The sequence below is a fragment of the Candidatus Pseudothioglobus sp. uisw_142 genome, assembly GCF_059512465.1.
Window position 1 is genome coordinate 192,640 of record NZ_CM183452.1, and the last position, 24,796, is coordinate 217,435.

Consider the following 24,796-nt stretch of genomic DNA (forward strand, 5'->3'; position numbering starts at 1 on the left):
GTTGTTGTGTCAACAGGCAATATGCCTTATAGACTTTACTTTATCCATTTTGTTATACCTTTTTTTGGTATAAAAACTTTTTAATTCACTTGGTCTAAGTTCCTTATTTAGTCCAAGTAAGCAGTTTGCTTAGTGATAATAGCAAGTGTGACCCACCTGATCCCATCCCGAACTCAGAAGTGAAACCACTTAGCGCCGATGGTAGTGTGGGGTCTCCCCATGTGAGAGTAGGACATTGCTAGGCTTTTATTCAAAATACCCCGACCTTTATAAAGGCGGGGTATTTTTTTATCTGACTATTTTCTAGTAAAATAAATCAAGTTTTAATCATCAAGAGCTGCTGATATGAGTAGTAAAGTTAATTTAATAAATATTGTAGATGGGATTAGTGTGATCGATTCTGAATACTACAGTAAAGATTTCGCAGCAATATATCTCCTCAAGCAAAAAAACAAAATCATTATTATTGAGACGGGGACTAATTATAGTGTTCCCCACGTTAAAGAAGCACTCTCTCAGGTTGGTCTCAGTTTTTCAGATGTGTCATATGTTATTCCAACACATGTTCATCTAGATCATGCTGGCGGTGCTGGCTTACTTATGATGCAATGTCAAAATGCAGCCTTAGTTGTTCATCCAAGAGGGGCTCGTCATCTAATTGATCCAAGTAAGCTCGTTGCAGGGGCAAAGGCGGTCTATGGTGAAAATAAATTCAAAGAATATTATGGTGAAATTTTTCCAATAGATGCCAATAGAGTAATTCAGGCAGATGATAACTTTATTTTAGATTTTGATGGGAGAGAGCTCAGATTTATTGATACTCCAGGGCATGCAAGACACCATTTTTGCATCTGGGACAAAGCAACAAAGTCGATGTTTACAGGCGACACGTTTGGAATTTCCTATCGTGACCTTGACCATCAAGATGAGTTATATATTTTGCCTAGCACGAGCCCTGTCCAATTTGATCCAGAAGCACTCATTCAAAGCATTAATCGAATTATGGAGTTCAAACCAGAAAGGGTCTGCTTAACCCACTTTTCAGCTATTAAGCCAACCAAAAAGGTTACTAATAAATTAATAGAAAGTATTCACTTTGTCAGTAATTTAGCAATCAAGTATGCAGATAAAAATGACTCAGAGTCCATCATTTATAAAAAAATGATGGATTATTTTCTTGAAGGACTTAATGAGATAGGTTTTCAAAATAATGATTATGCAAAGGATAGGTTAAGTCTTGACGTTCTAATTAATACTCAAGGTCTAATTTACTGGCAGAAAAATAGTTAAGGCCGACTCTTGAATTTAATCCTTTAATGAACATATAGATATAATATAAGTAGGCGTTAGAAAACTGAATATGAAGAATCTATTACTTTATCTTAACGGGTATTTTGCGAGAGTGCCCGGTCAACTTATTCCCTATCGCAAAATAGTTCTCATAGTAGCCCTGCTATCAACTATTTTTATGGGTTTTGGAGCCTCTCGTTTTGTACTTGACACTTCTTTTGATGTCTGGTTTAGTGAGTCAGATCCTGCAATCGAAGCTTTGGATGATTTCCGAGACCAATTTGGAAGTGATGATGGTCTTTTCATTGTCTATGAGGCAAAAGATGGCGATGTCTTCTCAAATAAATCGCTCACCTTAATCGCAGAGATAACAGAGTCTCTAGATAATTATGAGCAAATCAGTGATGATGAATGGCTTAATCAGTATGGTTTAACCCCAGATATTGTTGAATCACTAACTCACATTAAGCGCGTTCAATCCTTATCAAACATTAGAATTCAGAAAAATGATGACGATGTTTTAAGTTCGCCTCGCTTAGTGCCTAAAAATATTCCAAGTGATATAAGTAAGTTAAGTGCAATTAGTTCTGAGGCAGATGACCAGCCTTCTCTTGAGCTATTTATGTTTTCTAAAGACCATCGTTTTGGGGCAATCTCTATAAAAACTGATTTTGGCGCTATTCCAGTTTTCCAAGAGTCTGATGACGACTCCTCTCTTTTTTCTGATGACGACTGGAGTGATGATTTTGATGCCAGCATGGATGATAGCGCTGTGATTCAAAAAATCGAATACCAGCCTGACGAGCCTGCCCTTTATATCCCCTTTATGAAGGCTATAACAGCAATCACAGAGCAGCCAAAGATGACTGAACACTTTAAATTTTATCCGATTGGCAACTCTGCAATGATCTCGTTAGCTATGGATACGCTTATCCAGGCTGCATTCTTACTGGTTGGAATGGTAGTAATCATTAACCTCTTGCTGTGGACTTTGTTTCGCTCTGCCAGCGCCGTTGTTCTGCCTCAACTTGCAATAGGCCTAAGTATTTTGTTTGTAATTGGTGGACTGAGTTGGTTGAATTTAGCATCAACAACGCTTATAGCTCTAACAGTAATGCTTGTAATTGCCGTAGGTGTTGCCGACTGTGTACATGTTATGAGCTCCTACTTATTTTTTAGGCGAGATGGGAAAGAGCACGATGAGGCTCTTTCAAAAGCTTATGGCAAAACTGGTGTTCCTATACTCCTGACTACTATAACAACGATGGCAGGCATGTCTTCACTCGCTGCAACAGGCATGCCGATGTTCGTGCAGTTTGGTCTTTCTTCCGCTGCAGGCGTTTTTTTTGCCTTCCTTTACACAATTTATTTGCTACCCGTTTTGTTAAATTACTGGCATCCAATGCAGATTAAAAAATCAAGTAATGAAGATACTTATAACAAAAAAGGAATTAGAGCTCTGGCTTTATTGTTGAAATCAAAGCTATTAAGTTTTTTATGTTTCTTTGCAAAACCTCTATTAAGCGCATCAAAAAAAGTTGGCTTGACCTGGCTAGTGAGCGCAGAGTGGCTCCAGCCGTTATTAGATAGAATCCCAGCTTTTGTAGAGCGTTTTCGATACATGATTGCCATCATGTTTTTTGGTGGGTTTATCGTGTGTTTGTATGGCGCAACGCAAGTAAAAATAGACTCTAACCTCGTTGAGCTTTACTCTGACGATGTTCCAATTGGTCAGGCATACGACATTGTTGATGACAATATGATGGGGACTGGAAACATGGTCATAGTTGTTGATACTGCTGTATCTGATGGAATCATGGATCCTGCGGTCTTAAGTTCAATGGATAGACTTCAGACTAAAATTGAAGATAGTTATAGTGATTACATTATCCGTACAAATTCCCTAGCTGACCTCGTTAAAGATACTCACGCGATTATGCAAAGTTCAGAGGAATTCAGAACTATTCCCGACAGTCAGATTGCTGTCTCCCAGCTCCTTTATCTCTTTAATAGTTCCAATCCAGAGGAGCGAAGAGCTTTAGTCAGTGATGATTTCAGTAAAAGTCATATTAGTGTGCAGCTAAGAAATGCAGGATCAGAAGAATACAAAGATTTTTTTGATGAGATACAGACGGATATTAATAATGAATTTAATAAGCTTACAGCAACCTACCCAGAACTCAAGGTTCAAATTACTGGCTCATTTGCATTGATGATGAGGCTAGCAGATGATATCAGCAAGAATCAATTCAAGAGTTTGGCGATAGCTGCAGTTGTCATCAGTTTACTTATGATGTTGACACTTGGCTCATTGCAGGCAGGTGTAATGTCGATTGTTCCAAACCTAATTCCAGCGACATTGGCCTTTGGATTGATGGGCCTGCTTGGCATTTCGCTGGATACAGATACGCTCATGATTGCACCTTTAATTATTGGTATTGCGGTCGATGATACAATTCACTTTATTAGTCATTACAGAATGTCGCTCGCTCAAAACCACAATATGAAAATCGCACTAGTTGAAACCATTAAAGAGGTTGGACAGGCGGTTACGTTTACAACACTGATATTAGGCTGTGGATTTTTTATGCTTACTTTTAGTGATTATTTAGGTTTGGCTAAAATTGGCGGTTTTGGCTCCTTAGCGATTTTTGTAGCGCTGCTATGTGACTTGTTGTTTTTCCCTGCACTGATAATGATATTTAAGCCCAAATTTGGCCAGAAAGATGTCGATGATAATTTAAACTTTATAGAGGTTTCAAAATGAATAAAACAGTAAGAAATGATTTGAACTTAAAACTGCTCATGTTAAGTTTTTGTGTAGCATTTTTTAGTCTAAATGTCAGTGCTGATAGTGATATGAGCGCTAGAGAAATCATGGAAAGGGTTGACGAAGAGTCCAGAAAATCGACAGACTCTGCGTTCACTAGAATGAAGTTAACGACTTGTAAATATGGCAAAAAGGATGGCAAGGTTAAGTGTGCTGAAAAGCCTCGTGTTAAATTAGTCGAGAATGCACAAATCAATACTGGGATTGATGACAAGGACACCAAGAGTGTCGCAATCATTCTTGAGCCAGCAAGTGAGAGGGGAATTGGAATGCTCTCTTACAGCTATGATGACAGTGACAGAGATAATGAGACTTGGCTCTATTTGTCTGCGCTTGGAAAGGTGAAGAGAATAAGTGTTAGAAATAGTGATGATGAGGAGACTGAGTCAGCTAGTATTTTCGGAACTGAAATGACAACAGAAGATCAGGAGTCTGGAAAGCTCGATGACTATACCTATGAATTACTAGAGCAAGGTAAGTTTAGAGGTCGTGATGTTGCCGTTGTTGAGTCTATACCAAAGCCTCATCGACTCAGTAAAAGTAGTTATGGAAAAACTCAGAGTTGGGTAGATACCGAAAGATTCATTACCTTGAAGGTTCAAATGTTTGATAAGAACTCCAATCCTATTAAAAAGCTTGAGGTAGGTAAAGTTGAAAAAATTAATGATGTTTGGATGGGTAGAAGTTTGACATTTTTTAATACTGTCAGTAACAGGCTAACCAACATGAAGCTTGAGGCTATCAATTTTGATATGGACATTAAAGAGGACTTTTTAACTCAGAGAGCTCTTACTGATCAGGCCTTCAGAGAGAAATATCTGAAAGATCTTCGCAAACAGGCCAAATAAATCGTAAGATGTTAAATAGTGTTCTAAGACAATTAATATTTGTAATATTTGGCTTTACCTTCCTAATGAATGTAAATGCAGACGACTTATTTTTTGATGATGATGTTGTTTTTGATGAGTCTGAAGGAGATTTTGATGAGTGGTCTGATGATAGTGATATCTTTGGAGAAGAAACTGCTATTGAAGAAAAGAAATTAGCTTGGCTAGATCTTGGAGTGACTCAGAAGTGGGGCTTTAATCCTGCGAGTGATTACAGCACCACTGAAGAAAGAACAGAGATGACTCTCGGAACTAGTGGGAGTGTCTCTGATTCAGGCTATGGAGAGGTTGAATTAAAGGCAACAAAATATTGGCCAAGTGATAGCAATTATTCAACTGAAAAAAGCGATTTAGAGGTTGAGCAGGCTTTTTTACAGTTTAGTTTTGATGACTGGAGCACTAAGATAGGTAAATATACCATTGGATGGGGAGAGCTCGAAGGTGGAGCACTTGATGTTGTTAATCCTTCTGGAGGATTAACAGATCCTTCCATGATTACTCAGTGGTTTTTGAGTGCAACACGTTATTTTGATCATAGTGATTTAAGTTTTTTTTACAACACGAATCCAAAAGTTTCGAAGAGTAGTCTCCTTATTCTGAAAAATGATACCTATGATGAATTTGGAATGCGATACGGCATTAGCAGTGAGGGGAGTGATATGGCATTTTATATGGGTCAACTAGTGCCCAATGATGCGCTGACTAATCTTACTGATGGACTGGTTTATGCAACTCCTTATCAATTAATAGGTTTTGGAATGAACAAGGCTTTTGATGACTTCTTGATTAAATTTGATATTGCCCTCAAGAATAATGTTCAGCACAATCGAACAGGACAATTTATTAAAGTAGATCGGGTTGATTGGGACTTGGCATTTGATATTCAGAACGATGATAGGCAGTGGCTTATATCTATTAATTCTCAGTATCTTTTGGATTATGCTAATGATTATTTAACGCCTTCAATTCTAGGTGTTGGTGTTGGCGCAAAACGAAATAATATGAGCTACATGGCCAGTGTCAGTGATAAGTTTGGAGATTCTGATTGGAAATGGGGATTATCAAATGTCATATCTTCAAATAATGACCTAAATCTCAGCTCAGCAACTCTAGATTGGGACATTAATGATCAGTGGCAAGCTTCTTTTAGTGGGACCTATATCGATGCTAAAGATAATCGTGCTTTTGCTGCATTAGATGATTATCAGAGGGTTAATTTAGAAATTAAGTATCAATATTAAGATACAGTGGCCTTAAGTTAAAAGGAAAGACTGTTGCAATACTATAAAGGCCTTATCCAGAGTGGTACATAGTATAATTTACGCATAATAATTTAACTTAACATCATGTTAGAGAGTAAGCTTTTAAGAGGGAATATTGGTTTTGTTGTTGAGCAGCTCAAAAGAAGAAATTTTTCTTTTGATGTTGATGAATACAATGAACTTGAAAATCAAAGAAAAATCACCCAAGTTCAAACTCAAGAATTACAAAATTTACGAAACACCAAATCAAAGTCTATCGGACAAGCAAAGGCTAGTGGGGAGAATATTGAGCCACTTTTGGAAGAGGTTTCAGAGCTTGGTGATAAACTTAATAGTGCTAAAGATCAATTACAGGAAATCCAGTCAAAGATTAACGAGATAGTTTTATCGATACCTAATATTCCTCACACTTCAGTTCCAGAGGGTAACTCTGAAGATGACAATGATGAGGTTTTCAGCTGGCCAGAAAAGGGACCAGCAACATTAGACTTTGAACCTAAGGATCATGTTGATATTGGTGAAATGCATGGAATAGACTTTGCTGCTGCAGCTAAGATTTCGGGTTCAAGGTTTGTAGTTATTACTGGTAAGCTTGCAAAACTTCAACGCGCTCTAACTCAGTTCATGCTGGATCATCATACTGAAAAAAATGGATATACAGAGACTTATGCCCCCTATCTAGTTAATTCAGACTCCCTAATGGGTACTGGCCAATTACCTAAATTTGAGGCAGATTTATTCAAAACTCATCTGCATGGTGAGGAGGGAGAAGCAAGAGCTTTGTACTTGATACCTACAGCTGAGGTTCCTGTGACAAACCTTGTTAGAGATTCAATCTTGAAAGCATCTGACTTGCCAGTCAAATTTGTTGCTCATACACCTTGTTTTCGATCAGAGGCTGGCTCCTATGGAAAAGATACTAGAGGATTAATACGCCAACATCAGTTCGAAAAAGTTGAGCTAGTGCAAATTTCAAAACCCTCTGAATCATACAAAATTCTTGAAGAGTTGACAAGTGATGCTGAGGGCATTTTGCAGTTATTAGGTCTTCCATATCGCAAAGTAGTCCTTTGTTCAGGTGATCTCGGTTTCTCATCAGCAAAAACTTATGACTTAGAGGTATGGCTACCAGGTCAAAATGCCTATCGTGAAATTTCTTCTTGTTCTTGTTTTGAGGCTTTCCAGGCCAGAAGAATGCAGCTCAGATGGAAGAACCCTGAAACGAATGAGACTGAGTTTTTACATACACTCAATGGATCTGGCCTTGCAGTTGGCAGAACATTGGTTGCAGTGATTGAAAATTATCAAAATGCTGATGGAAGTATAACCATACCAAAAGTCTTACAGGGCTACATGAAAGGCCTAACTAAGATAAAATAACCCCTTTACAATTTTTGGAGCGAAAAATGAATTTACCACCAGAACTCTTTCTGATAGCAATGTTTGTGCTGATGTATTTTTTACTTATCAGACCGCAACAAAAAAGAGCTAAAGATCATAAAAACCTTCTAAAAGCTTTGAAGAAAGGCGATGAAGTTGTAACGAATGGTGGAATTATTGGAAAAATTAGTGCTGTCGACGAGTCTTTTGCTGAATTGGAAATTGCCTCGGGTGTCTCAGTAAAAGTTCAAAAGCAAGGTATTAACCAAAAAATGCCTAAAGGAAGTGTCAAGCCAATGACTAAGTCTAGCTCAAAAGCTAAGTCTAGCTCAAAAGCTAAATCAATCGAGAAAAAAGAAAAATAACTATAAATAAGTTTCTATGAATCATTATGCAGGATGGAAAAATGCACTTATCGTATTTTTCCTTTTCATCTCAACTCTCTACGCTATTCCTAATCTTTATGGGTCGGATTTAGCGATCCAAATTACCGGTACTGGTGACTATGTAGTTCAAGAAAAAGATCTGAAAAGCATAAATGAGACACTTTCTGAGAATAGTGTTGACTATAAATCTGCAACAATTGAAAATAATAATGTTCTAATTAGGTTTAGTGATTCAAAGTCTCAATTAACCTCTAAAGCTCTGTTGAAGGATTCATTGAATAGGAATTATGTTGTTGCGCTTAATCTTGCGCCTTCAATTCCACAATGGCTCTCAAGTTTAGGTGGCAGGGCAATGTCTCTAGGGCTTGACTTGAGAGGTGGTGTTCATTTTCTACTTGAGGTCGATATGAATGCAGTTACTGCAATGGCTATGGATCGTTATTACAACGAATTAAGAACAACTCTTCGTGAGGATAAGCTTTATAAAAAAATTCGTAAAGATGAAGGTATTCTTGTAGTTAGCTTTAAAACTGAAGAACTTAAGAATGAAGCAAAAAAGGTTATAAAAAGCGATTTACCTGATTTGATTATTGCGGAAGGAAGCGAGCAAGCATTAGAGCTTGGTCTTGAAATTTCTTCAAGTGCACAAGCAGCTGCAAAACTAAGTGCATTAAAACAAAATATAACAACACTAAGAAATCGTGTTAATGAGTTAGGTGTCGCTGAACCAATCATTCAACAACAAGGTACAGAGAGAATTGTTGTCCAATTGCCAGGCGTTCAGGATACAGCAAGAGCCAAAGAAATCTTAGGTGCAGTTGCAACTATCGAGTTTAGAATGGTCGATGAGAAAAATGATGTACAAACTTCTATTCAGTCCGGAAAAACGCCCGCTGGATCAAAAATATATAAATTTAAAGATGGTCGACCTTTGCTTCTGAAAACTAACGTCATAACCACTGGTGAAAACATAGTTGACGCTTCATCAAGTATGGATGAGAACAATCAGCCCAGTGTCAGTATAGTTCTGGATAGTTCTGGTGGAAGATCGATGTTAGATACTACTAAGGAGTTTATTGGTTACAGAATGGCGGTAGTATTTATTGAAAATAAAGTTGAAACTGTTTTAGAGGATGGTATCGCTGTCAAAAAGCGTAGCAAAACTCAGGATATTATTAATGCTGCGACTATACAAGGAACTTTCTCTAACAGATTTCAAATTACTGGCTTAGATAGCTCTAGAGAGGCTACAAATCTTGCTCTTCTCTTGAGGGCTGGTTCACTTTCAGCGCCAGTTGAAATTATTGAAGAGAGAACAATAGGCCCAAGTTTGGGTGCAGATAACATTCAAAAAGGCCTTATTTCTGTTCTTGTTGGTTTTGCTTTAGTATTAGTTTTCATGGGATGGCGCTATCGCGTTTTTGGCCTTGTTGCAAATCTAGCATTGACAATAAATTTGATTACAATAGTATCTATCTTATCCTTAATCCAGGCAACCCTTACTCTGCCTGGTATAGCCGGAATTGTTTTAACTGTTGGTATGGCTGTAGATGCTAACGTATTAATCTTTGAGCGAGTAAAGGAAGAACTGAAGGCTACAAAAAATATACAAAAGGCTATATCTGCAGGCTATGAAAAGGCACTTCTAACAATTGCAGATGCCAACATCACGACGTTAATAGCGTCCATAGTATTATTTAGTTTTGGCACTGGAGCAATTAAAGGCTTTGCTGTAACGCTATCGATTGGAATTATTACATCGATGTTTACTGCCATTATTGTTTCCAGAGCAGTGATAAATATTATTTATGGCGGTAAAAAAATTGAGGAGTTGGCAATATGAGTCTTAGATCATTAAATATTCCTGTGATTGACTTTGTTGGCAAGCGGAAGTTTGCAATGATTTTTTCTGCAGTCTTATTAGTTTTGTCTATTGCTTCTATAAGCTTTCAAGGCCTAAAGTTTGGAATTGACTTTACAGGTGGAACATTAATAGAGTTAGGCTATGAAAAAACAGCTGACCTTGAAGATATCCGTTTAAAACTTTCAGAGGGTGATTTTAAGGGAACTAATGTTCAATATTTTGGTTCAGATACAGAGGTGCTGATTCAACTTGAGCCTCAGGAGGTCTCAAGTGCAAAGCTTAGCTCTTCAATCATCAGAATGCTTGGTGATGGTATTGATGTAAGAAGGGTAGAGTTTGTAGGTCCCAAAGTTGGCGAAGAATTAACAAATGACGGTGGCCTAGCAATGCTTTATGCGCTAATAGGTATTCTGATTTATGTTGCATTTAGATTTGAATATAGATTTGCTTTAGGCTCTATAGCGGCCCTTGTTCATGATGTGATAATTACGTTAGGTATTTTTTCAATTTTACAAATTGAATTTGACTTGACTGTTTTGGCAGCAATTCTTGCTGTAATTGGTTACTCTCTTAATGACACCATTGTTGTGTTCGATAGAATTAGAGAAAATTTTCTCTCTACACGCCAAGTTGAGGCTGGGCCTATCATCAACGAAGCTCTTAATCAAACGCTATCGCGAACATTGATGACCTCACTGACGACTTTGTTGGTTCTTCTAGCATTATTTTATTTAGGTGGCGAAGTGATTCATAGTTTCGCAGGCGCATTATTGATTGGAGTTATTATTGGTACTTATTCATCAATATATGTTGCAAGTTCAATGATCCTTGCGCTCGGAATTTCGAAGGAAGATATGCTTCCTTCAGAAAAAGAGAAAAAAGAGATCGACGCTAGACCTTAATTATTTTGAATCGCTAAACCTTTCAAAAACTAGACACGCATTTGTGCCACCAAAGCCGAAGCTGTTTGAAAGTATTCGATTCAGTTTAATATTTTTGGTCTCAGTTACAATGGGCATTCCTTTTGCCTCATCGTCAAGATTTTCAATATTAACCGACTCGGCAACAAAGTCATTTTGAAGCATTAAAAGTGAGTAGATTGATTCGTTCACACCAGCTGCGCCTAATGCGTGACCCGATAAGGATTTTGTAGATCCAATAAGTGGTATTGTGCTATCACCAAATACTTCCTTTATTGCACCTAGTTCTTTAACATCTCCTACAGGAGTCGACGTTCCGTGAGCATTAATATAATCAATTGGTCCTTTAATTCCATTAATTGCAATTTCCATACATCTTTTTGCACCTTCACCAGAGGGCGCCACCATATCATAGCCATCAGAGGTTGCGCCATAGCCAACTAGTTCAGCAATGATATTTGCTCCTCTTGCTTGTGCATGATCCAAGGATTCAAGTACAAGAGCACCTCCACCGCCTGAAATAACAAATCCATCACGATCGGCGTCAAATGCGCGTGAGGCTTTATTAGGAGAGTCATTATATTTTGAAGAAAGAGCTCCCATGGCATCAAACAACATAGTAAGAGACCAGTCCAACTCTTCACCACCACCTGCAAAAACAACATCTTGTTTCCCAAGTTGAATTTGTTCCATCGCATTACCAATACAGTGGGCACTAGTTGAACAAGCTGAGCTGATAGAGTAATTAATACCTTTAATCTTAAATAACGTTGATAGGCATGCAGATGTTGTAGAGCCCATTGTCCTTGGAACACGATATGGCCCAACTCTCTTAATACCTCTGTCTCTCAAAATATCAGCTGACTCAACAATATTTTGGTTTGAAGCACCACCAGATCCCATAATTAAACCAGTTCTCTCGTGCGAAACCATCTCTGGGCTAAGTCCAGATTCTTTAATGGCTTCGTCAAGCGCTAAGGCATTATATATTGCTGCATCGGCCATAAAGCGAAGCATTTTTCGATCTATTACATCACTTGTATCAATTTCAGGAATAGAGCCATGAACATGGGATCTTAAACCCATTTCTGAATATTTTTCACTAAACTCAATTCCGGTTTTTGCAGACTTAAGGGATTCTAATACTTCAGACTTATTTATGCCTAAGCTACTAACAATACCCATACCAGTGACAACAACTCTATTCATCAGAATGCTGAAGTATCAGTAAACAATCCAACTCTTAGATTGGTTGCCTCGTAAATGGTTTTTCCATCAACTTCCATCGTGGCATCAGCTATACCCATATATAGTTTTCTTGCGATAACACGTGAAAGGCTAATGTTATAGGTGACTTTTTTGCTTGTAGGCAGTACTTGGCCTGTGAATTTCACTTGTCCAGAGCCAAGTGCACGCCCTCTGCCTGGACCCCCTAGCCATCCGAGATAAAACCCAACCAATTGCCACATAGCATCAACACCAAGACAACCAGGCATGACTGGATCTTCATTAAAGTGGCAATCAAAAAACCATAAATCTTTATGAATATCAAGTTCAGCAGTCATTCCTCCCTTGCCATAATCTCCACCATTTTCATTAATCTCAGTAATACGATCAAACATTAACATGGGTGGTTGTGGTAGTTGAGCATTTCCAGGTCCAAACAATTCTCCTTTGCCACAAAGGATTAAATCTTCATAAGAGTAGCTATTTTGCTTCATAAAATTTGAAATATCTTGTTTTGAATGAATTTTAACATAGTTGAATTACGCTTAAAATTCAACTTAAGGCTTAAGATCAGCAATAATATCTTCAACATTTTCTAATCCAACTGAAATACGAATTAGGTTTTCAGTGATATGCGTTTGTTTTTTTTCATCATCACTAAGCCTAACATGAGTCGTGGATGAAGGATGAGTAATAGTCGTTTTTGTATCACCCAGGTTTGCAGTGATTGAAATCATTTTAGTATTATTAATGAGTTTAAAAGCCTCTTTTCTGCCACCCTTGACCTGAAACGAGACAATTCCTCCAAAACCTGACTGCTGTTTTGAAGCAATCTCATGATGTGGATGGTTATTTAGGCCGACGTAGTGAACTTGTTCAACAAATGCTTGACTCTCTAGCCAGCTTGCAAGTGTCATCGCACTTTCACAGTGTGCCCTCATTCTAAGATTAAGTGTTTCAAGGCCCTTTAGAACAATCCAAGCATTAAAGGCACTTAAGGTAGGTCCAGTACTTCTCGTAAATGAGCTAATATCATCAATAATTGAGGCTTTGCCTGCAACCGCACCAGCAAGGCATCTTCCTTGGCCATCAATATATTTGGTTGCTGAATGAATCACTAGATCTGCACCCAAAGATAAAGGTTTTTGAAGAGCTGGCGACATAATACAGTTGTCAACTGCTAAAACAATATTATTACTTTTTGCAATAGACGAGAGTTTTTTGATGTCTACCACTTCACCTAAGGGGTTTGAAGGAGTTTCTAGCAGAAACAATTTTGTATTTGTTTGAACACTTGAGGCCCAATCATCAAGATTTGGCAGGTCAACAAATGTGACTTTGATTTCAAATTTTTCAATAATATCATTAAGGAGAACAATGGTCGTCCCAAACATACAACGAGAGGCCACCATATGTTCACCCGGCTTAAGTATTGTCATGATAGTTGCAAAAATAGCTGACATACCGCTTGCTGTAGCTTGGCACTTCTCGGCGCCCTCTAAGGCGGCTAATTTGTTTTGAAAAGCATCAACTGTTGGATTTGTAAATCTAGAATAAACGTTACCCTCTTCCTTTTTATCAAATCGTTTTGCAGCTTCTTCAGCACTATTAAATTTGTAGCTTGAGGTTAAGAATATTGCAGCCGAGTGCTCTTGTTCATTCGTAGGCTCGTGTCCTTCACGAATTGATTTGGTTTGAAAGCTTTTTTCAGTCATGATTTTGTCTGTTTAGTCAGCGTCATTGTAGATCAATTCTGAGCTTTCATTCGTCATATTGGTTTCTTTTGCTTTGTCAGATCTAATGGCTTCAAGGTTATCTAGGTATGGTTTGTCAATGTCATTAGTCAAATAATTTCCATCAAAACACGAACAATCAAAAGATTTGATATTAGGATTTCCTTGCTTAACAGACCATATCAGGTCATCCAAGTTTTGATAAATGAGTTTATCTGCTCCAATGACTTTGCATACTTCATCAGTTGTTTTTTCATGAGCAATAAACTCATTTTTACTTGCCATATCAATGCCATATACATTTGGGTAGCGAACTGGAGGAGCGGCTGAGGCGAAGAAAACTTTTTTTGCACCAGCTGCTCTTGCCATCTGAACAATTTCTTTGCTGGTGGTGCCTCGTACAATTGAATCATCAACGAGAAGAACGTTCTTATCCTTGAATTCTAGTTCGATTGCACTGAGTTTTTGACGTACTGATTTTTTCCTTTGTTTTTGCCCTGGCATAATAAAAGTTCTGGCAATATATCGATTTTTTATAAAGCCCTCTCGATATTTAATATCTAACTCATTAGCCAGCTGAAGCGCCGCCGTCCTCGAAGTGTCAGGCACAGGCATAACAACATCAATTTCATCCCTAGGCCATTGAGATTTAATTTTTTCTGCAAGTTTTTCACCCATTCTTAGGCGTGATTTATAAACTGATATATTATCAATAATAGAGTCAGGCCTTGCAAAATAAACAAATTCAAAAATACAAGGAGAGAGTCTCGAGTTAGCTGAGCACTGATGGGAGTGGACTTGGCCTTTGCGATCAATCACTACTGTCTCGCCAGGGTCAACATCGCGTGTAATCTTATATCCAAGAGCAGTCAAAGCAACGCTCTCTGAAGTTAGCATATATTTAGTACCCTCTGTAGTAGTTCTTTCACCAAGTATCAATGGTCTGATTCCGTTAGGATCTCTAAATCCAAAAATTCCATAGCCTGGGATCATTCCAATAGCTGCATACGCCCCCTTTACTCTTTGATGGAGCTTAGTTACTGCTTTAAAAATATCTCTTTCATTGATTCTATGTTTTTGCTCTTCAGCAATTTCACTCGCCAGGATATTAAGTAGAATTTCGGAATCTGAATTGGTATTAATATGACGAAGATCTTGCTCAAAAATTTCTTGAGCCAGAGTTTCTGCATTGGTTAGGTTGCCATTGTGTGCAAATGCAATTCCATAGGGTGAATTGACATAAAAAGGTTGCGCCTCAGCCTCTGAAGAGCTTCCTGCAGTTGGATAGCGTATGTGTCCAATACCCATATCACCTATCAGTTTTTCCATATGCTTTGTTCTAAATACATTTCGAACAAGGCCATTACCCTTTCTCATATAAAAACGACCTTTATTGGCTGTTGTTATTCCTGCGGCATCTTGACCGCGATGCTGAATAATTGTTAATGCATCATAGATGTATAAACCAACATCTTTTTTAGTTGTGGAGAGAATACCAATAATTCCGCACATATATTAATCCTTCAAAATTTCACTTTCTATAAATTCAACAACAACATCACCCGGGTCAAGCTCTACAAAAAGAAGATACTTGGATAAGACGGGCTTAACGTCAACAGACCAGTCCTGAAATGTTCTTAATGCACCACTCGTTTCAACCCACGCATGGTTTTGTGTAACCCAACTCATGTTTTGTAAAATAAGAACAACGATAAGAACAAAAGTACCACCTATAAACAAACCTAGAATTGCTCCAAAAAATTTATTCTTTAGGCCATCAACATTTCTAGCATTAATAAGAGTATCTAAGGAACTTAATGCGCTTAATATACCCTCATATACTGGCGCCATAATGGAAGGATTTTCTGTATCAACTTTAATATTAAGAAGTTTTGATAGGGCAAATAATCCAGCCATTAAGATTACGAAAATTAGGACAAAAGACACAAAACTTCTGAGTGACTCGTTAGTGATTATTGCTTCAATAGTTTTAAGGTCTGAAACTGTTCCTAAAAAGTTAAAGCTAAATATTCCAACTATCACAAAGATCACTGAATTGGCAAAGGGTCTATTTAGATCATTAGAATTTTGGTTACTTGCCGATGCACTTGCAATTCTGTATAAGCCTTTTTTAATGAACCAAGCGCTCAGAAATAGTCCTCCAAAGGAGAGTGCATAGGTAGATTGATTATCTGAGTTAATCCAGCTACTTAGAAAGGTCTTAGCAAATGGCTCATAGTAGAGCCAAGCTAATATGATTGCAATAATAACAAATATAAAGCTTATGACTTCTTTGGCAAGGCCTTGAATAAAACCTCGAACAACAAATGTGATAAGAATTAAGAGGGTGAGCCAATCTGACCAAGCCAATATGCTTATTGCACTCCAAACATTGTCAAAAAAATTGCCCATGAGCTCCTTGATAGATAGAATTGATTTTACAATAGTTTATGATGCTTTGTCGTTCTCTCCAACGACTAATACTATCTGAGTTTATTAATAATTATTGAAGCATCTGCGATTGTATAAAAAGAGCCAAAAATAACAATTCTTTCTACCTCCCTAAGAGCTAATGACCCATGAATTGCACTTTCCATATCTTGGCAGATTGTTGTTAAGTCGGAGCTTGAAAATTTTTTATTCAATATTTCTGATTCAATTGCTCTCTCTGAGGAAAGGGGGACCAGGTACCAATGCTTTACTGCTTTTGAGGCAAGTTCAATCATCTCAATAATATCTTTATCTACGAGCGCTGAAAAAATAGCGACTGTTTGCATCGACGATTTAGATAGAGTTTCTACAAGCGTTTTTACAGCTGCTGGATTGTGAGCAACATCCAGAATAATTGTTTTATCTCCAATCTCAACCTTCTCAAATCTTGCTCTGATTGATGCATTTTTGATGCCTTCGCTAATCATACTTTTAGAAATTGGGTTTTGTACTGCAAGACTTTCAACTGCTTTGATTGCAACAGCAGCATTAAGTCTCTGATGATCTCCCTCGAGTCCAATTTCATCTTCATAGGCATTACTCACAAATGTAATATCGGTGCCAATTTCCTTAGCATATGCCAATAAGCTTTGAGGAGGGTCCTGATCTCCACAAATGCAAGGCCTAGAGCCTCTCATCACGCCTGCTTTTTCTCTGCCTATAGCCTCCCTAGTGTCACCTAGGTAATCGGTATGATCGATTGCAATATTTGTGATGATGCTCACATCACTATCAACTACATTGACAGAGTCAAGCCGGCCGCCCAACCCAACCTCAAGTATTGCAATGTCGACCTCGGCCTTTTCAAAAATAATGAAGGCTGCGAGAGTTGAAAATTCGAAATAGGTTAACTTGATATCTTCTCTTTTGCCTTCAATGATTTCAAAAGCTTCGATTATGACGTCATCAGATGCATCTTCACCATCTACTGCATAGCGCTCATTGTATTTCAATAAGTGGGGAGAAGTAGAGCGCCCCACTTTATATTTTGATTGCTGATAAATACTATCGATAAAGGAAACCGTGGAGCCTTTTCCATTAGTTCCTGCAACTGTTATAACTTTGAAGGGAACGCCATTTGGAAAAAGTTTTTCATAGACTAATTGAACTCTATCAAGTCCTAATACAATCGTCTCTTCCATAAGGGTTTCTTGCCAGGCCAACCAGTCATCTAGCGTTTTTTTGCTTGTCATTATGAGATATTTATTGCTGATTTTTTTTGAAATAGAGGATTATTTATCTTCCCAAAATTCGCCCTCAATGGTGTCATCTTTATTTGATTTTTTTTCACTGTTGTTTGTTCTGTTAATAAAGACTGAGTTTCTTTGCTTAAAAACGCGCTCAGCATTTTTCTCAAGAAAATGATTAATAAAGTAACTTCTGCTCCAAGGCATTAGACCTAGAAGTCCAAGTGCATCTGTCAGAAAACCAGGAGTCAGTAAAAGGATTCCAGAAACTAAAATAACGACACCTTCCATCATCTCCATTGCTGGTGTTCTTCCCTCTGACATGCTTTGTTGAGCTTTGGCCAAAGTTGACCAGCCCTGCTGTCTAAGAAGGCTTGATCCAATAAATGCAGTAATTACAACGAGTAGAACTGTTGAGAGACCGCCAATGGCCTGTCCCACAGAAACAAGCACGTATATTTCAGCTAGCGTTACAACAACAAATATAGGAAATAACATTTAACCCCCCTTTGTGTTTTTAAAAAGTAAGTCCCAAACACCATGACCTAATTTATGACCACGATTTTCGAATTTAGTAAGCGGCCTATCTTTGGGCCTTTCAGAATATATATGGCCTCCTGCAATGTTTTTAAAGTGTGGATGCGCTTCTAGAGTTTCCATGATATGTTCCGCATAGTTTTCCCAGTCAGTTGCTATATGGACAGTTCCATTGGTTTTTAGTTTTCTCGAAAGGAGATCTAAAAAGCTTGTTTGGACAATTCTACGCTTATGATGCTTCTTTTTGTGCCAAGGATCAGGAAAAAATAATTGGAAATGCGAAATACTTTCATCAGCGATGTTATTAGCGATTACCTCTACAGCATCATCTTTGATAATCTTTAGATTGCTGACATTTTGTTTACTCGCCTCATTAATAATTCTTCCAACTCCAGCCTCATAGACCTCAATACCAATGAAATTTTGATGAGGCTGTTTTATGGCCATCTCAAGAAGGCTGTCACCATTCCCAAACCCAACTTCAAGCGTAATATCATTTTGCTTTTCAAATACCCCATCAAAGTTGATGAGTTCCTTGTCATTAATCTCAACCCCAAAATCACTCCATAGATCATTCAGTCCAAGGTATTGGGCTTTTGAAAGTCTACCCGACCTTTTAACAAAACTCTGAATTTTGCGATGGCTTTTTGCTTCACTCATAACTGATAATCAATGATTAAAGGAGAATGATCTGAAAAGCGCTCCTCTTTGTATATTTCACACGAGGTTGCAGTGCCAGCCATATTTGAACTGACGATATGATAATCAAGGCGCCAACCAGTATTGTTCAGCCAGGCTTGGCCACGGTTAGACCACCAAGTATATTGGAGCTCTTCTTGGTTGATTTCTCGGAAAGAGTCGATGTAGCCCAAGTCATCATAAAGAATATCAAGCCATGCCCTCTCTTCTGGAAGGAAGCCTGAGTTTTTTTGATTAGATCTCCAATTTTTTAGGTCAATTTTTTTATGCGCAATGTTCCAATCACCACACATTACGTATCTTCTATTATCTTTTTCGAGCTCACGTAAGTGCGGCAAAAAGCGGTCATAAATAAATTCCATTTTTAGTGCTTGCCTCTCCTCCTTTGATGATCCAGAGGGGAGATAGATTGATAAAACGCTCAAGTCAGCGAAATCAGCTTGAATAATCCTTCCTTCAGAGTTCATGTCATCCCACGGACTATAAGATATCTTGTCAGGCTTAGACTTACAATATAGGCCAGTCCCGCTATATCCTTTTCGCTCTGCAGGATGGTAATACGTGTACATTTCTTTGGGGTAAAAACGCTCATCAAGCTGATCTTCCTGCGCTTTAATCTCTTGTAGGCAGACAACATCAGCATTCTGTTTTTTAAGCCAATTAAAGAAACCTTTTCTCTCAGCAGCCCTTATTCCATTAACATTAATTGTTATAATTCTCATATCGCTTATTTTAATTGTTTAGGAATATTGGATGGAACAGTATCAAAAGGATTTTGTTGATTTTACGTTAGAGACTGGCGTTCTTAAATTTGGAGAATTTACACTTAAATCAGGCAGGATTAGTCCCTATTTCTTTAATGCAGGTCTTTTCAACAAGGGCAGTCACTTATCTGAATTAGGAAAGTTCTATGCGCAAGCCATTGAAGTGAGTGCGCTAAAGTTTGATGTATTGTTTGGCCCTGCATACAAGGGCATACCTCTTGCAGCTGCTGCCTCTATTGCACTTAATGACAGTTTTAATCATAACGTTCCGTATAGCTTTAATCGAAAAGAGGCAAAGGATCATGGTGAAGGTGGAAGCATAGTTGGTCACCCCCTGGAGGGAGACATTTTGATTATAGATGACGTTATAACGGCAGGAACTGCGATTAGAGAGGCTCAAGATATTATCCAAAATTGTGGGGCAAATGCGAAAGGTGTTATTGTGGCGCTTGACCGACAAGAGAAAGGGAAGAGCGAGCTTTCAGCCATACAAGAAGTAGAGCAGATATTTGGAATTACGGTTTTGAGTATCATAAACCTGTCACATATCATTGACTATTTGAGGACAAGCGATGATTCAAAAATCCTAGCTAAAATTGAGAGCTACAGATCGCAGTACGGGATCGGTTAAACTTCCAATTAGGTCTTAACTGGCTCGACAATAAAAGTAGACGCCTCAACGCCAACAATTTTAACGCTCTGACCCACACTGAGATCAGTGCCCTCAGCGAACCAAAGTGACTTACCTATTTGAACCTTAATGACGCCATCCTCCATTGAGTTGACTTTACATTCTTTTCCGATATAAGTCTTGGCCTTCTCGTTTAATTCATCATCAACTGTTTTAACAGGATAATATTTTTTAGAAAGGTATGTTGTGGCAACTGAAATGGCTAGGAAAGTTAATAATTGTAAGAGCCCATCAACATCTGGAATGAGATAAAAAACAATACTCACGGTGATTGCTGAGGCGCCAATCCAAAGAAGAAATGTTGTCCATAAGAACAGCTCTAGAATGATGAGTGCAAGGCCTAAAACTAACCAATGCATGAAGTTTAAATTATCAAATAATATTTCCATGTTGATAATTTTATATTCTTTCTAATAGGCCATTAAATTTTTCTTTATTTTTTCTTAATATTGGTTCATAATGCCCTTAGGAGGCTATGTATGCAAGCAAAAAATGAGTCTGACAACAAAGAACTGATTGATCAATTTCATCGAGATGGCTATATTTTCTTTGAAAATGCAATTACCAGTGAGCAATTAGCATCACTTAATGCTGAGCTTGCCAGCTGGGTTGATGAAAGTAAGAGCCACAAGAAGCCTTTTGGAAAGATAAAGGATGGAAGGCCTCGATTTGATATTGAGCCTAAAACTCATTCTGAAAGCACACCAGCAGTGAGAAGGATCACATCACCAGCAGAAATTTCGGAGATATGCCTTGACGTGGTAAAAGATAACAATGCATTAGATCTGGTGACTGAGATATTTGGTCCAAATATCACACACCTTGGCAATAAAATAAATCTCAAGTTGCCTGGCTCAGGCACTGAGGTGAAGTTTCATCAGGACTTTCCTTTTGAGCCTCATTCCAATGAAGATATTATGACTGTTCTTTATTTTCTAGATGATGTGACCCTTGAAAACGGGCCACTTGAGGTTGTTCCTGGAACCCATAATGGACCACTACACTCTCATTGGCATAAGGGCATTTTTACTGGAGCTGTTGCTGAAAATGTTGCGTCTGAAAATAAAAAAAATGCGTTAAGTTGTATTGGTAAAGCAGGTTCGGCTTGCCTTATGCATTCAAAATTGCTGCATGGTTCAGCACCAAACCGATCTTCACTGCCAAGGTCATTATTCATCATTACCTATAAAGCTGAGGATGCAGTTGCACTCTCTCCAAACCACCTCCCAAGTGATCTAGTTGGCTTGGTTGTCAGGGGTAAAGAGACTGGTACCGTGAGGTGCACTAGCTATAGTATCGAGTTGCCAGAATACCCAAAAGAGGTTTCCTTTTTTGGACAGCAATCCAAAAGTAAAAATATTGCAATGTAAAAAAACTTAAAGCTAGATTATCAAAGGGGATACAAATCGATTTAATCAAAATAATTTCTATAGTCGGTGATGAGTTGGTCATAGATTGGAGTGATGGAAACAAAAGCTCTCTTTACAGTCTCTGGCTAAGAGACCACTGTCAGATGCCTGAATCAAGAAACTTAGATAACGGGCAAAGACTATTTAGCGTTAAAGATCTTCCCTCTAATATTACTATTGAAAAGGCTTACAAGGATGCTGAGGGAAATGTTTGCGTGATGTTTCAACCTGAAAATCACTTGTCAGTCTTTTCTCAGAAGTGGCTCAGGGAAAACTGCTATGAACTCAACAGTCATTTCGAGGATAGGAGCGAAAAGTACAAAAAATTATGGAAAAAAGATAGCTTTGATAATGGACTTCCTTTTATCAGCTATGACTTGATGCATTATGATGATACTTCCAAGGTCTTAGCGCTTAGGTCGCTTAGAGAGTCTGGTTTCTTTGTTTTAAATGACGTTCCAACCCAAGACGGCCAAGTGTTGAAAGTGATTAGTGAGTTGGGGTTCACTAGAGAGACAAACTATGGGGCTTTGTTTGAGGTAAGAACAGAGGTCAACCCGAATAACCTTGCCTTTACCAATCTTGGGCTTGGCTCTCACACAGATAATCCTTACAGGGATCCTGTTCCAACAGTCCAATTACTGCATTGCCTTGAGAGTTCTACCGAGGGCGGAGAGTCAATTTTGGTTGATGGTTTTAAAGCCGCATCTATTCTTCGAGAAGAGAGTGAAGAGAGTTTTCTATCCTTAGCAAATACCTGGATTAATTATCGCTTTTCAGACAGTAAAACTGAGCTTCGCTCAAGGGTACCGATGATTGAGTTAAATGATAAAAAAGAAGTTATCAAGGTTCGATACAACAACCGTTCAATCGATACGATCAATGTGCCTCAAGATAAAATGAGGTCTTTTTATAAGGCATACCGTCACTGGAGTGAGGTTATTGAGAGGGATGAATTAAAGATTCAATTCAAGCTATCTGAGGGCGATTTAATGCTTTTTGATAATACTCGAGTGATGCACGCTAGAACAGAATTCTCTAAATCTGGCAAACGCCATCTGCAGGGTGCATATTCTGATTTGGATGGCCTTTATAGTCTTCTTAACAGGCTAGAAATGAAAAATAATAATGACTAATACCCCAGAATATATAGTAGATCTTATTGAAGATATTTTTGAAAGGCGAGGTGCTGAGTCCTACTTAGGCGAGGAAGTTACGATGGCACAGCACATGCTTCAGGCCGCTCAGTGTGCTGAAGAAGCGGGTGCTGATAATAGTCAAATAGTAGCGGCACTTCTTCATGATATTGGGCATTACAAAAATGAAATTCCTGAGTCATCATTAGCTAAAGGTATTAATAACTATCATGAAGAGGCAGGTGCTAATTTTCTTGAAGAGTATTTTCCGGCATCAGTCGTTGAGCCAATTCGTCAGCATGTCTCTGCAAAGCGATATCTTTGCGCAGTTCAACCTGATTATTTTGAACGTCTCTCATCAGCCTCAATCCACACCTTGAATCTTCAAGGAGGTCCAATGAGTGAGTATGAGGTGAGAGAGTTTGAAAAAAATGATTATTTAGAGCAGTGTGTCAATCTGCGCCACTGGGATGAAGAAGCTAAAGACCCGAACAAGCAATGTCCACCATTTTCATACTATCGGTCTTTAATTGAGGCTCAATTAATCAGTAATATTTAGTAAATAAATACTTGATTTTTAATCTTTCTATATAGTTTCATTCGGAAAGTATAATATTGTGGTAATAAATTGAAATTAATCACTTTATGAAAAAAAAATTATTAATAATCAATGGCCCTGGGCTTTCAGATTTGAGCAACTTTAATGAATTCGGCCATGATAACCTTACTTTGGAAAAGGTCCAAAAAAAATGTTTAGAAACTTGCAATAGTTTAGGGATTAGTGTGGATTTTTGTCAAACTGATGATCAGGCTGAGTTATCAAACTATCTTTTAAAGGCCTCTAAGGAGTTTGATGCTTTAATAATTAATCCTGCTGCTTATTCTAATGCAGCCTCTTTAGACCCCGATCTATACGCATCTAATATAGAGGCCATGGCTAATCAAAAAAAGCCAGTTATTGAGGTGCATATTGCAAATATTTTCCAGAAGGGAGTTAATATTAATAGTCCAATAAAGGCTTCGGAAGGGAATGTTGGTTTTGTAAGTGGATTTGGTATCCATAGCTATGATCTTGCTATTAGAGCAGTCAATAAGCAGTTGAGTCAAAAATCATGAATATTTTTGTTATCAATGGTCCAAATATAAACCTACTTGGCTGACGCGAGCCCGAGATTTATGGGCATGATACATTAGATAGTATTTCAAAAGAGTGTATAGAACAAGGTCTTAAAGATGGCAATAATGTGAAATTTATGCAGTCTAATTATGAAGGTGAAATAGTTGAGTGGATTCAGAGCGCAATAAAAGAAAAAATTGATGTAATTGTCATTAATGCTGCTGCTTATACTCATACATCAATTGCAATTCATGATGCTTTAAAGTCTTTTCCTGGCTTGAAGATAGAGTTACATATTTCGAATCCACATTTACGTGAGTCATTTCGTCATATTTCTTTTGTCTCTCCAGCTGTGGATGCAGTAGTTGCTGGTCTTGGTGCAGATGGGTATAGCCATGTCATTGAGTTGTTGGCAGATTTACAAAGATCCTAGCCTAATAGTAAAACTCTAGTGTTGAGACTGAAATATCAGAAACATAGTCTTTGCCATAAGCAACAATACCAAAACTCCTAATTTTTTTTGGATCCAAGGTCGAGTCCTTTGACCATCTTCGTTCAAATTTATTAAAAGGAAGGTCAATCATTTGCCACTCCTCACTAGCTATGAAAGTTGTAGCATAATAGTCTGAAGGCGACCAACTCTCATTTGTTCGGATATGGATGTAGTAAGTTTCACCATTTCCTCTTACGTTCAGTCGAACGCCTTTAAGATTCTCCCCTTCCTTTTCAGAATTTGCAAATGAAACACTCGCACGCAATTGAATAAAGCCACCGTTGTTTGCTGTACTTACATTACCAGTAAGTCTTGCGTAATACATTTCACCGTCTTGTTCAAGATTTACCTTGCCATCAGAGACACCACCCATGACCCTATCACTAACGTACTGCCAGTACCTGCCACTATCTGCGTTGAATGGATAAGCAAGTACTTCATCATTTGCAATTACATTTGAACTAATTGATAAGATTGAAAATGACATTAGTACT

General features: G+C 38.0%; 25 protein-coding genes and 1 rRNA gene. 15 read left to right on the top strand and 11 right to left on the bottom strand.

The genetic code is table 11. The annotated features are described in order from the left end of the window. The first annotated feature begins 128 nt into the window (after positions 1 to 128). The 9 genes from rrf to secF all read left to right on the top strand — a co-directional run bounded on the left by rrf (position 129) and on the right by secF (position 10,801). Positions 129 to 244: ribosomal RNA gene (gene rrf / locus AC5YGB_RS00965) — 5S ribosomal RNA — on the top strand. Positions 245 to 345: 101 nt separating this feature from the next. Next, positions 346 to 1,290, top strand: coding sequence for an MBL fold metallo-hydrolase (locus AC5YGB_RS00970; protein WP_496137447.1), 945 nt, complete (start codon positions 346 to 348; stop codon positions 1,288 to 1,290). A 178-nt stretch (positions 1,291 to 1,468) separates the two neighbouring features. Next, positions 1,469 to 4,057, top strand: coding sequence for an efflux RND transporter permease subunit (locus AC5YGB_RS00975; RefSeq protein ID WP_065353775.1), 2,589 nt, complete (start codon positions 1,469 to 1,471; stop codon positions 4,055 to 4,057). Then, the gene (locus AC5YGB_RS00980; RefSeq protein WP_271771278.1) at positions 4,054 to 4,968 is read left to right on the top strand and encodes an outer membrane lipoprotein-sorting protein; all 915 of its coding nucleotides are present in this window, start codon (positions 4,054 to 4,056) and stop codon (positions 4,966 to 4,968) included. The genes AC5YGB_RS00975 and AC5YGB_RS00980 overlap by 4 nt, the downstream gene beginning before the upstream one ends. A gap of 65 nt (positions 4,969 to 5,033) precedes the next feature. After that, the gene (locus AC5YGB_RS00985) at positions 5,034 to 6,248 is read left to right on the top strand and encodes a Tat pathway signal protein (protein WP_496137448.1); all 1,215 of its coding nucleotides are present in this window, start codon (positions 5,034 to 5,036) and stop codon (positions 6,246 to 6,248) included. A gap of 105 nt (positions 6,249 to 6,353) precedes the next feature. Beyond that, on the top strand, positions 6,354 to 7,649 hold the full coding sequence (gene serS / locus AC5YGB_RS00990; RefSeq protein ID WP_020023766.1) for a serine--tRNA ligase: 1,296 nt from the start codon (positions 6,354 to 6,356) through the stop codon (positions 7,647 to 7,649). 26 nt (positions 7,650 to 7,675) lie between these two features. Then, complete coding sequence (gene yajC, locus AC5YGB_RS00995) at positions 7,676 to 8,014, top strand: preprotein translocase subunit YajC (RefSeq protein ID WP_020023765.1); 339 nt, start codon at positions 7,676 to 7,678, stop codon at positions 8,012 to 8,014. A gap of 16 nt (positions 8,015 to 8,030) precedes the next feature. Beyond that, positions 8,031 to 9,878, top strand: a complete 1,848-nt coding sequence (gene secD / locus AC5YGB_RS01000; protein ID WP_496137449.1) for a protein translocase subunit SecD — start codon at positions 8,031 to 8,033, stop codon at positions 9,876 to 9,878. After that, complete coding sequence (gene secF, locus AC5YGB_RS01005) at positions 9,875 to 10,801, top strand: protein translocase subunit SecF (RefSeq protein WP_020027119.1); 927 nt, start codon at positions 9,875 to 9,877, stop codon at positions 10,799 to 10,801. Before secD ends, secF begins: the two co-directional genes overlap by 4 nt. On the opposite strand, the gene fabB is transcribed toward secF, so the two are convergent. From fabB to AC5YGB_RS01050, 9 genes are all read right to left on the bottom strand, one after another. After that, entirely contained in the window at positions 10,802 to 12,028 is a 1,227-nt protein-coding gene (fabB, locus tag AC5YGB_RS01010) for a beta-ketoacyl-ACP synthase I (protein WP_271771287.1), read from the bottom strand. Beyond that, positions 12,028 to 12,540, bottom strand: coding sequence for a 3-hydroxyacyl-[acyl-carrier-protein] dehydratase FabA (gene fabA, locus AC5YGB_RS01015; protein ID WP_020023761.1), 513 nt, complete (start codon positions 12,538 to 12,540; stop codon positions 12,028 to 12,030). The genes fabB and fabA overlap by 1 nt, the downstream gene beginning before the upstream one ends. Before the next feature lie 63 nt (positions 12,541 to 12,603). Beyond that, the gene (locus tag AC5YGB_RS01020) at positions 12,604 to 13,761 is read right to left on the bottom strand and encodes an O-succinylhomoserine sulfhydrylase (protein ID WP_020025561.1); all 1,158 of its coding nucleotides are present in this window, start codon (positions 13,759 to 13,761) and stop codon (positions 12,604 to 12,606) included. Positions 13,762 to 13,773: 12 nt separating this feature from the next. Beyond that, positions 13,774 to 15,291 carry an amidophosphoribosyltransferase gene (gene purF / locus AC5YGB_RS01025; RefSeq protein WP_496137450.1) on the bottom strand — a complete coding sequence of 506 codons (1,518 nt, stop codon included), beginning with the start codon at positions 15,289 to 15,291 and terminating at the stop codon, positions 13,774 to 13,776. 3 nt (positions 15,292 to 15,294) lie between these two features. Beyond that, complete coding sequence (locus tag AC5YGB_RS01030; protein WP_020025563.1) at positions 15,295 to 16,191, bottom strand: CvpA family protein; 897 nt, start codon at positions 16,189 to 16,191, stop codon at positions 15,295 to 15,297. A gap of 71 nt (positions 16,192 to 16,262) precedes the next feature. Then, on the bottom strand, positions 16,263 to 17,462 hold the full coding sequence (locus AC5YGB_RS01035) for a glutamate ligase domain-containing protein (protein WP_496137451.1): 1,200 nt from the start codon (positions 17,460 to 17,462) through the stop codon (positions 16,263 to 16,265). Between the two features lie 39 nt (positions 17,463 to 17,501). Continuing rightward, the gene (locus AC5YGB_RS01040; protein WP_496137452.1) at positions 17,502 to 17,954 is read right to left on the bottom strand and encodes an FxsA family protein; all 453 of its coding nucleotides are present in this window, start codon (positions 17,952 to 17,954) and stop codon (positions 17,502 to 17,504) included. Beyond that, entirely contained in the window at positions 17,955 to 18,653 is a 699-nt protein-coding gene (gene trmB / locus AC5YGB_RS01045) for a tRNA (guanosine(46)-N7)-methyltransferase TrmB (RefSeq protein ID WP_496137453.1), read from the bottom strand. Beyond that, the gene (locus tag AC5YGB_RS01050; RefSeq protein ID WP_496137454.1) at positions 18,650 to 19,414 is read right to left on the bottom strand and encodes an exodeoxyribonuclease III; all 765 of its coding nucleotides are present in this window, start codon (positions 19,412 to 19,414) and stop codon (positions 18,650 to 18,652) included. The genes trmB and AC5YGB_RS01050 overlap by 4 nt, the downstream gene beginning before the upstream one ends. Before the next feature lie 31 nt (positions 19,415 to 19,445). Here AC5YGB_RS01050 and pyrE point away from each other — a divergent pair, with 31 nt between their 5' ends. After that, positions 19,446 to 20,087 (top strand): orotate phosphoribosyltransferase, encoded by a 642-nt coding sequence (pyrE, locus tag AC5YGB_RS01055; RefSeq protein ID WP_496137455.1) that lies wholly within the window; start codon positions 19,446 to 19,448, stop codon positions 20,085 to 20,087. 8 nt (positions 20,088 to 20,095) lie between these two features. Here the strand turns inward: pyrE and AC5YGB_RS01060 are convergent, their stop codons facing one another. Next, positions 20,096 to 20,536 (bottom strand): NfeD family protein, encoded by a 441-nt coding sequence (locus tag AC5YGB_RS01060; RefSeq protein WP_496137456.1) that lies wholly within the window; start codon positions 20,534 to 20,536, stop codon positions 20,096 to 20,098. 90 nt (positions 20,537 to 20,626) lie between these two features. Here AC5YGB_RS01060 and AC5YGB_RS01065 point away from each other — a divergent pair, with 90 nt between their 5' ends. From AC5YGB_RS01065 to AC5YGB_RS01085, 5 genes are all read left to right on the top strand, one after another. After that, positions 20,627 to 21,517, top strand: a complete 891-nt coding sequence (locus tag AC5YGB_RS01065; RefSeq protein ID WP_496137457.1) for a phytanoyl-CoA dioxygenase family protein — start codon at positions 20,627 to 20,629, stop codon at positions 21,515 to 21,517. A gap of 74 nt (positions 21,518 to 21,591) precedes the next feature. Next, positions 21,592 to 22,692 carry a gamma-butyrobetaine dioxygenase gene (locus tag AC5YGB_RS01070; protein WP_496137458.1) on the top strand — a complete coding sequence of 367 codons (1,101 nt, stop codon included), beginning with the start codon at positions 21,592 to 21,594 and terminating at the stop codon, positions 22,690 to 22,692. Further along, positions 22,685 to 23,251 (top strand): HDIG domain-containing metalloprotein, encoded by a 567-nt coding sequence (locus AC5YGB_RS01075; RefSeq protein ID WP_496137459.1) that lies wholly within the window; start codon positions 22,685 to 22,687, stop codon positions 23,249 to 23,251. The genes AC5YGB_RS01070 and AC5YGB_RS01075 overlap by 8 nt, the downstream gene beginning before the upstream one ends. 86 nt (positions 23,252 to 23,337) lie before the next feature. Further along, positions 23,338 to 23,808 (top strand): type II 3-dehydroquinate dehydratase, encoded by a 471-nt coding sequence (locus tag AC5YGB_RS01080; RefSeq protein ID WP_496137460.1) that lies wholly within the window; start codon positions 23,338 to 23,340, stop codon positions 23,806 to 23,808. Between the two features lie 56 nt (positions 23,809 to 23,864). Continuing rightward, entirely contained in the window at positions 23,865 to 24,242 is a 378-nt protein-coding gene (locus AC5YGB_RS01085; protein ID WP_496137999.1) for a type II 3-dehydroquinate dehydratase, read from the top strand. A gap of 1 nt (position 24,243) precedes the next feature. On the opposite strand, the gene AC5YGB_RS01090 is transcribed toward AC5YGB_RS01085, so the two are convergent. Continuing rightward, positions 24,244 to 24,789 (bottom strand): CIA30 family protein, encoded by a 546-nt coding sequence (locus tag AC5YGB_RS01090; protein WP_144417912.1) that lies wholly within the window; start codon positions 24,787 to 24,789, stop codon positions 24,244 to 24,246. Positions 24,790 to 24,796 lie beyond the last annotated feature (7 nt).